9 protein-coding genes are annotated in these 10,409 nt (G+C 57.8%); 5 read left to right on the top strand and 4 right to left on the bottom strand.

Annotated features, from left to right (window positions below; all coding sequences use genetic code 11):
- Window positions 1–101: 101 nt before the first annotated feature.
- Window positions 102–563, bottom strand: coding sequence for a DUF1810 domain-containing protein (locus tag ABX749_RS09305; RefSeq protein ID WP_372895733.1), 462 nt, complete (start codon window positions 561–563; stop codon window positions 102–104).
- Window positions 564–845: 282 nt separating this feature from the next.
- Here ABX749_RS09305 and ABX749_RS09300 point away from each other — a divergent pair, with 282 nt between their 5' ends.
- Window positions 846–2,462: a family 16 glycoside hydrolase gene (locus ABX749_RS09300; protein ID WP_372895732.1), complete on the top strand. Its 1,617-nt coding sequence runs from the start codon at window positions 846–848 to the stop codon at window positions 2,460–2,462.
- A gap of 121 nt (window positions 2,463–2,583) precedes the next feature.
- Here ABX749_RS09300 and ABX749_RS09295 read toward each other — a convergent pair whose 3' ends face one another.
- The 3 genes from ABX749_RS09295 to ABX749_RS09285 form a co-directional block, all read right to left on the bottom strand.
- On the bottom strand, window positions 2,584–5,391 hold the full coding sequence (locus tag ABX749_RS09295; RefSeq protein WP_372895731.1) for a DUF3592 domain-containing protein: 2,808 nt from the start codon (window positions 5,389–5,391) through the stop codon (window positions 2,584–2,586).
- A 14-nt stretch (window positions 5,392–5,405) separates the two neighbouring features.
- Window positions 5,406–5,789 carry a hypothetical protein gene (locus tag ABX749_RS09290; protein ID WP_372895730.1) on the bottom strand — a complete coding sequence of 128 codons (384 nt, stop codon included), beginning with the start codon at window positions 5,787–5,789 and terminating at the stop codon, window positions 5,406–5,408.
- Window positions 5,790–5,885: 96 nt separating this feature from the next.
- On the bottom strand, window positions 5,886–6,746 hold the full coding sequence (locus ABX749_RS09285) for a helix-turn-helix domain-containing protein (protein ID WP_372895729.1): 861 nt from the start codon (window positions 6,744–6,746) through the stop codon (window positions 5,886–5,888).
- A gap of 210 nt (window positions 6,747–6,956) precedes the next feature.
- Here ABX749_RS09285 and ABX749_RS09280 point away from each other — a divergent pair, with 210 nt between their 5' ends.
- From ABX749_RS09280 to ABX749_RS09265, 4 genes are all read left to right on the top strand, one after another.
- A complete protein-coding gene (locus ABX749_RS09280) occupies window positions 6,957–8,240 on the top strand; it encodes an L-rhamnose isomerase (protein ID WP_372895728.1) in 1,284 nt (427 codons plus the stop codon).
- Between the two features lie 171 nt (window positions 8,241–8,411).
- The gene (locus tag ABX749_RS09275) at window positions 8,412–9,845 is read left to right on the top strand and encodes a hypothetical protein (RefSeq protein WP_372895727.1); all 1,434 of its coding nucleotides are present in this window, start codon (window positions 8,412–8,414) and stop codon (window positions 9,843–9,845) included.
- A 19-nt stretch (window positions 9,846–9,864) separates the two neighbouring features.
- Window positions 9,865–10,062: a hypothetical protein gene (locus ABX749_RS09270; RefSeq protein ID WP_372895726.1), complete on the top strand. Its 198-nt coding sequence runs from the start codon at window positions 9,865–9,867 to the stop codon at window positions 10,060–10,062.
- An 80-nt stretch (window positions 10,063–10,142) separates the two neighbouring features.
- Window positions 10,143–10,409: hypothetical protein (locus ABX749_RS09265; protein ID WP_372895725.1), on the top strand; the 267-nt coding region annotated here is incomplete at its 3' end.

Here is a 10,409-nt window from a genome sequence, read left to right as displayed (position 1 = left end):
TGGTGCCGCCCGGACGCTGGCGCGAACCGGCTGATGTCAAACGATGATCAGCCGTTTGGCGCGGGGCCTGCGGGCCCCAACTGGAGGATCCGACGCTTCACTTAACGGTCTCCCGTTGTGCGCAATAACTGCAACGTGCGTGGGTCAGCCTTTCCATCAAAATACCGCTCGAGGACTTGTTGGAACACCGAGTCGTCCGCGGCAACCGACCCGAACAAGGTCGCACAGGAACACAGTTTCAAATCGTCGGGTTGTCCCAAAATCTCCGTCGCCGTGCGATCACGTACCGAGAGCATCGCTTGGCAGCATTCGATCAGCCGATCCCCTAACAGGGGATGGGACAGGTAGGCGCGGGCTTCGTCGATGCCGCTGATCCCGTAGAACTGTGCCGTCGAACTGAATCCCAATCCACGCAGCTGCGGGAAAACGAACCACATCCAGTGACTGCGTTTTTGACCACGTCTGAGTTCGGACAATACCTGTTCGTAGCAGTCACGCTGTGCGGAGACAAAGCGTGCCAAATCAAACGGGTCATCGTTGGCATCGGGTGGGGGTGTCGGCATGATTGATCAATCCACTGCGTACGTACCATCGAATCGATAACGACGAAACGGTCCGCGCGAGGGCCTGTTCCCAGCGCTGTGAAGCATTTTATAGCTGAATCCCGCGAGCTCCCGGGGACTTTCGAGATGCTTTCGCCCCGAAACCGGCCCGCTCGTACCGCTTCGCGAACACCTCCGCTGCAAAAGACAGAAAGTCCGCCGGTGGCGCCATGACCAAGTCGTGAGTCCGCGTTCGAGTTACAATCTTGGTCTTCCCACCCCATCCCCTCCAGAGAGCTCACCATGTCTCGTGTCGCTGCGCGATGTTTCGCCCTGTTTGTGTTACTGCAACTGATCTCGTTGTTTCCGTTCGCCACGGCTGCCGAACCGCAGCCGCCGCAAGGTTTTCGGGCGCTTTTTAACGGCGTCGATTTGTCCGGCTGGCATGGTTTGAACCCCCACCAAGTGGCGAAACTGACGGGCGAAAAAAAGGAAGCGAAACTTGCCGAACAGCAGCGTGAGTTCGCCGACCACTGGCGGGTGGAAAATGGTGAACTGGTCAACGACGGCCATGGAGCCTACGCCACGACGGACCAGGAGTTTGGCGACATTGAACTGTTGCTGGAATACAAAACGGTTCCGTCAGCGGACAGCGGCATCTATCTGCGGGGGACACCCCAGGTCCAAATCTGGGATTCCAACCAGGTCTTCGATCCAAAGCGTCCCACCCGCCGCCCGCACCTCGGTTCGGGAGGCCTGTTTAATAACGACCCCAACACCTTGGGTCGCGACCCGATGGTGAAAGCGGATCGGCCCTTCGGACAATGGAATCAATTCAAGATTCGTCAGATCGGCGATCGCACCTGGGTCTGGCTGAACAATCGCCTGGTCGTCGACGGTGCGGTGATGGAAAACTACTGGGACCGCGCGTTGCCGTTGCCGTCGACCGGTCCGATCATGTTGCAGACCCACGGAGGCGAAATTCGCTGGCGAAACATTTTTGTTCGCGAAATCAACGAACAGGAAGCGGAACGATACTTGGCGACCCGTCCGCTGCTGCCCAACCCCACCGAGTTTGACGTCGCCTACGGCCCCCATCACAAACAAAAGTTGCATTTCTGGAAAGCGGAATCCGACGCTCCGACACCGTTGTTGTTCTTCATCCACGGCGGCGGCTGGATGGCCGGAGGTCGGATGAGTGGCCTGGTGGAGATGCTGCCCGAGATGCTCGACGCCGGCATCTCCGTCGTCTCGGTGGAGTATCGATTCATTCCCGAAGCGACGGCCGACGGCGTGGTACCGCCGGTCAAGGGGCCGCTTCACGACGCCGCCCGCGCGCTGCAGTTTGTCCGCAGCAAGGCGGAAGCATGGAACATCGATCCCCAGCGCATCGCCGCGTCCGGCGGTTCCGCCGGGGCATGCTCCAGTTTGTGGCTGGCGTTTCATCCCGACATGGCCGATCCGTCCAGCGACGATCCGATCGCACGCCAATCGACGCGACTGACCTGCGCGGCCGTTCGCGGAGCACAAACCACACTCGACCCGCTGCAGATGAAAACTTGGACTCCCAATAGTCGCTACGGTGGCCACGCGTTCGGATTCACCGGCGATGCAGAAAAGAAGATTTCACAGTTCGACGAATTCCTCGCCAAGCGTGACTCGATCTTGCCTTGGATCGCCGAGTATTCGCCGTATGCGTTGGTCAGCGAGGACGACCCGCCGGTGCACTTGCTCTACACCGGTCCGCCGACGATGGGCAAACCCGCCAAGGACCCCACGCACACCGCGAACTTCGGGGTGCAATTGCAACAGCACTGTCGCAACGTCGGCGTCGAGTGTGAGTTGGTCTACCCGGGATCGGAAAACGTGCAGCACGAAACGACCAGCGACTATCTGATTTCGAAGCTGAAAGGTGAGTAGACGAAGTTCGCGCCAAACGGCTGATCATCACTTGATATCAGCCGGTTCGCGCCAGCGTCCGGGCGACCATCAATGTCGATTTAGCGGTATTGTGGGCGAGAACGAGTGGCAGCCGTCGCAGTCACCCGACGTCCGGATTCGCCTGATAGCGTTGCACGATCCGAAAGATCCAGAAGAAAAGAATCGCCGCGAGGGCGAGGAAGATTCTGAGTTTTGTTCGCCCGTCGACAATTCGCCACAGACGAACCATATCCGTCAGATGTGCCTCGCCGGGATAGCCGACGACATTGAAGCGGTCGGTCACCGGTTCTGCCAGATCGACCGCGACGCCCAGGTGTGGCGCAAGCTCTTCAGCCAACAGGCGAATGCGCTGTTGTGATGGCATCTCGGTTTCGGCCAACCCGGCGATCTCATCCGCTTCATCGGCCTCCAACAAGATCACGGAGCGTCCGGGCAACTGTGCTTCCAGGCGAAACATTGAGTGCTTTTGCTTTGCGTCTGGACGCCGGGCCTCGCGCAGATTCAGCCGTCGGATTTCTTGAAAACTGTAGCTCTGTTGGCCGCGCGAATCTCGAATCGTCAAGCGTCGTTGTTTCCAATCCAATTCGATTTCTCGTGGCGCGAATGCGGCCGCCAGTTTCAGATACGTCCAAGCGACTGCCAACAGGATCAGCGTGACGATCCAGTACAGCAGCCCGCCGCCGAAAGCCATCAAATCGGTGACCACAAGATGCCAACGTTTTGATCCCATCAGATCGATCGGGATCACCAGGATCGCGCCCAGAATCGGAATTGCAAAGGGAACGACGAACAGGAAAACGATACCGTACCCGAGACCGCTGATCAGCGAATTCATGAAATTCTGTTTCGGATCCAACGTGGTGTTTCGGTACCGAATCAAGTTCCCCGGATCCCAAACTTCAAAATCGATCAGTCCGAATTCGGCGCGAATGGCATCGGTACGAGAACGCGAAGCCCGCTCCATTCGTTCGACAATCTCATCGGCGATTTGCGGCATCACCGTTTCGACGTCATCGGTCTGGAGGATCGCATCACTCTGCTCAAGTCCTTTGTGCACACGGCAGGCCTGGCGCTTCATTTCCTCCAGCGCGTCTTCCATCACCTTCTGCTGCGATTGAACCAAGCCGCGTGAGATTTCCAGCACAGCTTTATCGGGGTCGGACTGCGTGATCGCAGGCGGTTCGGGAAAGGAGAGAAACTGACGGATGGATCCAGCGATCCATGCGAGTTCACGATTGGTGTATCGTTTGAAATAAAGCTGGTACGTCCCATCGACGGAAATGACAGCCAGTTCCTCGATCGGCAATCCATCTCGCTCTTCGCCGCAGGGAACGACACTGACGGTCAGGAGGTCACCGATCGACCACTGACGACGTTTGGATCGCAACAGCCCCCGCGCGGTGACGGTCAGTCGATTGCCTGTCACGTCGATCGTCCCAGTTTGCGCCCATCGGGTGATCGCATGGATCAGCACGGTCAAGGGAATCAGATACAAAATGCCAACGAAGATTCGCGGGCCCGGTTCGGGATCGCGAAATACGGCCGGAGAAATCATCGCGGCAAATCCGCCCACCAGCACGGCCACGCCGAAACCCTGAAGGTCAGACGATCGAAACAGTCGCGGCAACGCGATGTGAAGAAAGTCATCCGAACGCTGCATCGAGATCTTGGTCTTGGCCGGCTTGGAAAGCGGTTTCCATTCCTGTTGTGCCACCGCCGGACGGCTAACCGTTGGCGTTTCCTCGCCGCTGGATTCCGCATCGCGAGTTTCGTCGCTGGGAACCGCTGCCTGCACCGCATCGCGCCGATGCAAATCGTCGATCTCAATGCCGGAGACGAATCGGGGCGGTCGATACGCTGCATGACGATCGAACCCCACCCAACGCAGTTGACGGCCCAAGCTGACCGCCAGTGGCGCCGCCGGCCGCAAGGCTTGGCAAAACGCCCGATCGGGATCACGACAACCACCCTGGCTGACCAATCGAATCCGCCTGGAACCGACGATCACATCAATCCAAACGTCCCAGATTTCGACTCGTTGTGAATTCTTGCCACCGGTGCTGCGCTTTTCACAAAGCCCACCGAGACGCAGTTCGTTGATCTCGGAGAACGGAAACAACTCGGTTTCGCCCTCATTGCCAACGACCAACGTTTGCTGTTGCCAATCGATGCACACCAGGTAGGCGGGCGTGCGCGAGAGCAGTCCGCCTTCGCTACGCTTGAACTCCACTCGCTGGCCGGGTTCCCAGTGGACCAGTTCGATCTCCGGTGAATCCAGGATCGTTCCGGGATGGAACTCCGTCGTCTTTCCCTGGTCGGCAAATTCCTGTTGAAGTTGATCGAACACTGCGGCGGTGTAGATGACGGGAATCCTATCCCACCGATCCCGGTCGTCACTGTCGATTCGCTCGCGTGTTGATTGAAACAGCTTGGGAAACTTGAGCGGCAAAAAGGCGATCGTCGCAAGGATCAATCCGAACACGCCGATCACGAGCATCGCGGTCGTTTCGATCACCAAAGCCGATCGGCTGGGATTTTGGGGCTGGTAGTAAACCTTCACCGGCTTGCCGACCGGATAATTGTCCCGGATCTTCTCAGCGGCCGCTTGCGTTTCCGCACCCATCGTTTCGCTGGAAACGGAGAGGCCGCCGATGCCAGAATACAGATAGACATCGTCACTGGTGTACTGGGCGCCGTCGACGGTGAATTCGTATTCCAACCGAACAAAGTAATAGTCATTTTCGGGGACCACTTCGGCGCGGCGAATCGAACCTTCCACCGTCGGCCACTTGGATGCTCTGTATTGCACCGCGAACGAGGCCAATCCGGAAATCGCCAACCACCCCCCGACAAAGATCAGGCACCACAACAATAGTTTGGGGGCAGACGATTCCGCAGTTTGGCTCATCGCATCGTTTCCACTCAGGTTTCAACGTGCCCCTTCAGTAATCGGAATGTCCGTTTGACTCCCTCGGGGCCGACCTTGGAAGCGTGGCCAGGTCCTTCCGAATCGATAAACGCCACGAACGAACCGACGCCGAAAAACGTCTCTTGCAGATTCTCTGGGTCGCCCACGAAGACCGAGAACCCGCCTTCTTTGACTTCCTGCAAATACGTCACCGCACCGTGCTCGGGATGGATCGCGCCGTTGTGCAACCCTCGCGCTTCGCCTGCTGCGACTTCTTGCTCCGCCGATTCGATCAAGCGGTCGGACAACCACGATGTATCGACTGTCGTTTCCACAATCTGTGATCGTTTCGCTGCGCTTTCGTCACAACACACGACGCTCACTTTGATCTCACTCATCCGTTTCGTTCTCCCGGTTCCTATGCAACCCGCCGATCTTTGGATTCCTCTGAATTCATTCTAGCGTAACGGGCGGGCCAACGTCGCGAGTGGTGTTCAGCGATGGCGTTTTCGGTAGTCGCGTGGAGATTGACCATGGACCTTGCGGAACTGCCGACTGAAATAGTTGCTGTCGGAGAATCCGACGTCGAACGCGATCTCGGTGATGGTTTGGTCGGTGCTTCGCAAAAGCCGCCCGGCCTCTTCGATCCGCAGTTCAATCAGATATTTGATGGGGGAGGTGCCCATCGCGGCTTCGAACATCCGCATGTAGTTGGTCCGCGACATTCCGGAGATGGCCACGAGTTCTTCGAGCGAGATCGCCTGAGCGACGTTGCGTCTCATATGGGCAATTGTTTCGCCGACGCGAATGAGCGTCTTGCTGGTCGGATTGCGTGTTTGGCGATAGCAACGGGAAAGGAACGTGATCAGTTCCAACATTGCGGCAATCGCCATCACTTCAAATCCCGGCTGCCGCGCGGCGAGTTCGTTGTCCAGTTTGTCGACCAGGCGAAGTGATTCGGCAATCTCGGCCGGGTTGAGCTGCAAGCGACTTGTAAACTGGTGTCGCTGTCGCGATGCAGGCTCCAGCGTGAACAGCGCGTGGTAACCGGAAAGGGACTGCAGGTCGCCGAGAGACATGGGTAGATCGGTCGGGTCGAACAGAATATTGATCAGACTCAACCGATCCATGTTCAAGTAGTCGTGCGGACGCTCGCCCCCGATCACGAACGTATCGCCCGCTTTCAATTCGTAAGAATCCTCGCCGGTGATGTGCACGCCCGTCCCTCCGGTGATGATCACGATCTCCGAAAACTCGTGGCAGTGCAGTCCGAACGGCTGCTGGGGATCGCGCCGCTCGACGACGATCGGAAACCCGTCGGCGTGAAACCAGTCCTGTTTTTTCAGCACTTTCATGGCAGGCGGAAAGGCACATGCGGCCTGTCGATTGAGTCGATGGTCAACGGCATCCTGCCTGCGGAGACAAAAAACACACGCTGGGACGATTGTGCTAGTCTGCGGGTCGATCGTCAAGGTTTGGGGTTTTCCCAGAGTGTATGCTGGGGCTGATCCAAGTACATGCTGTCGGATGAATCGGGCCCCAAAGGACCAAATAAGGACAAAATCATGAGCAATGCGACCAAGGTTGCTGCGGCATTTGAGTTGGCGTCAGAGCGTTATCAAGCGTTCGGCGTTGATGTGCGAAATGCACTCCAACGGCTCTCCGAAATCTCGATTTCGGTTCATTGCTGGCAAGGTGATGACGTCGCCGGTTTTGAAGCGGACGCCGGAACGCTCGGCGACGGGCTCGCCGTCACCGGCAACTATCCCGGACGCGCCCGAACCGCCGATGAGTTGCGTAGCGATCTTGAACTCGCCTACTCCTTGATCCCCGGAAAGCACCGACTGAATTTGCACGCCATCTACGGTGAGTTCAGCGGTCCGGTGGATCGTAACGAAATCGACGTCGAACACTTCCAAGGCTGGATCGATTGGACGAACGACCGCGGCATCAAGCTCGACTTCAACCCAAGCTACTTCTCGCATCCCAACGCATCCGACGGTTTCACGCTGTCGCATCCGGATGCCGGGATTCGACAGTTTTGGATCGATCATGGCATCGCTTGCCGTAAGATCGCAGCGGCAATGGGTGCAGCACAGGGCGGCCCATGCGTCAACAATTTCTGGGTACCCGACGGTTTCAAAGACACGCCCGCAAGCCGCAAAGCGCCGCGAGAACGGTTGGCCGCTTCCCTCGATGAGGTGTTCGCCGAAGACCTACCGCGAGACCAGACGTTGGACGCGGTCGAATGCAAGCTGTTCGGGATCGGCAGTGAGAGCTACGTCGTCGGTTCGCACGAGTTCTACATGGGTTATGCCATGTCGCGGGACAAAGTGCTGTGTTTGGATGCCGGCCACTTTCATCCCACCGAGGTGATCTCGGACAAGATTTCGTCGGCGTTGATGTACGTCCCCGAGTTGTTGCTGCACGTCAGTCGAGGCGTGCGATGGGACAGTGATCATGTCGTCACCTACAGCGATGAATTGCAGGCGATCATGCAGGAAATCGTACGCGGCGACTATCTGGATCGAGTCCACATCGGGTTAGATTTTTTTGATGCCAGTATCAATCGTGTCGCCGCTTGGACCATCGGGACGCGGAACGCACTGAAAGCCCTGCTTGCGGCCCTGCTTGAGCCCACCGAGACGCTTCAACAACTTGAGCGAGACGGCGACTTGACCGCTCGGTTGGCATTGATGGAAGAACAAAAGACGATGCCACTGGGAGCCGTTTGGGACCACTACTGCGAATCAATGGGTGTTCCCGTTGGTGCGGAGTGGCTTGAAAAGGTTCGGCACTACGAATCCGCAGTCACGTCTCATCGTAGCGATGAATCGGTTGCGGGATAAACAGGGACTCAGCAACCGTTGGTGTGCAGGCTTCAGCCGCTCTTTGTCGCTGCGTCGCAGCGACACGGAATCGCCTCAGGGCTCGACACCAACGGTTACTGAACCGCGCTTCCGGTCGATCAACGCAACCCGAAATCACGCAATTTTAGAAAGCACTATCCAGGAAATTCCATGAGCGAACAAACTTCAAATTCGGGCGGAGAATTTGAACGTGAACCAGTGCCGGATTCGGCGTTACTGGGCAGCGGCAAGTTTTGGGGGATGTACGCAGGCGAGCACGCGGCGGGAACGGAGTTCATGATTGGACCGCTGTTTCTGGCGGCCGGTGCAAGTTTGTCCGATCTGATTCTCGGACTGCTACTGGGCAACATCCTGGCGGTCTTGACGTGGCGATTCCTCGTCGTACCGATCGCAATGTCCAAGCGGATGACGTTGTACTATCAACTCGAACGCATCGCCGGCGGTTCGTTGGTCAAGTTCTACAACCTGGTCAACGGCTTGCTGTTTTGTTTTCTTGCCGGTGCGATGGTCACGGTTTCTGCATCCGCCGTCGGCGTCCCCTTCGGCATCACCTTTGACGTTCCATCGAACATGTTCGGCTTGAGCAACCCGTCGTTCACGGCGCTGGTGGCGATTGTCGGCGTCGTCATTGCGGTGGTTGCGGCGGGGGGTTACGAGCGGGTGGCTCGGGTCGCCAACATTGCCGCACCGTGGATGATCGCCGTGTTTGCCGCTTGCGGGATCGTGTCGCTGGCACAGATGGACGCAACCAGCGTGGCCGCACTTTCGGAAGGAAAGTTTTGGTCGGATGCGATCGCGTTTGTCCAGGAAAAGAACGGCCCCCAAACGTTTGGATTCTGGCAGATCGTGGTGTTCGCTTGGTTGTGTAACGGGGCGATGCACTTCGGGATGGCGGATCTTTCCATCTTCCGGTTCGCCAGGAGCAAGGCATCCGGTTGGGCACCTGCAATCGGAATGTTCCTCGGCCACTACATGGCTTGGATCGCGGCCGGGTTGCTGCTGGCCGCACTGATCAAACTTCAACCGAGCTTGGCGCTCGGGGCCGACGGCAAGGTCACCGCGAACCCCGGGCTGCTGGCGTTTCAATCGCTCGGCTGGGCCGGGATTATTTGCGTGGTGATCGCCGGCTGGACGACCGCCAATCCGACGATCTATCGTGCCGGACTCGCTTTTCAAGGCATCTTGCCGAAGAGTTCACGGACGGCGATGACCTTGGTGGCCGGTGCCGTTGCCACCATCGCGGGAGCCTTTCCGAATCTGTCGGCCCAGTTGCTCGATTTCGTCGGGACGTACGGAACCGTTCTCGGTCCGATGGGCGCGGTGATCTTCGTCGATTTTTATCTGATGAAGAAGTTTGGCCTGCAAAACGAGTACGCCACCCGCAGCGGAACGCAAATTAACTTTGCCGTGTTGATTGCGTGGCTGCTTCCCGTCGTGGTGGGGCTGTATCTGATTTTCCAACAGGGCGTGTTTGCCGCCTACGCGGTCATTCCATGCTGGATCGCTTGCGGAATCCTGTTCATCGTGCTCAGCAAGTTCACGCAGAAAGCATCGTGTGAATCGCCGGCAACCGCATCCTCTTAAACCGTCATAGAGTTTTGACATGAACACAATCGCCAAAGTCATCTCGCTGATCACCCTCAGTCTCGTCGTCGTCCCCTGCTTGTTGTATTTCGTCGGCGCGATCGAACTCGATGCCGTGAAGTGGGCTGCGCTGGCTGGCACGATCGGATGGTTCATTTCCACGCCCCTGTGGATGAGCCGAAAATTGCCGGTCGACGCCACCGAAGTCGAGATCTAGGAATCGGTCGACGACCGCGAATGCGCGCGACTGACTGATCGAAATCTATCCCCACACAACCTTCACACATTGGTAGCCCGTTGAAGTCTTTTGCAACTTACACCGCCTCGTTGCTTGTCGCCGTTTGCGTGGCAACTCCAGTCAGCGCGATCGAAGCCGTGCACCTGCGGTGTGAATACGTCGAAAACCCGGTGGGGATCGACATCACGAAGCCGCGTCTGAGTTGGCAAGTGACATCGAAGCGTCGTGGTCAGTCACAGTCAGCGTACCGTGTCATCGTGTCGACCACCCCGGAAAACCTCGCGGGCGACATTGGCGACCTCTGGGATTCGGGAAAGGTGGTTTCC

Source organism: Stieleria sp. (assembly GCF_041595215.1).
GTDB lineage: Bacteria > Planctomycetota > Planctomycetia > Pirellulales > Pirellulaceae > Stieleria > Stieleria magnilauensis.
This window is presented reverse-complemented; position numbering and strand designations above follow the sequence as displayed.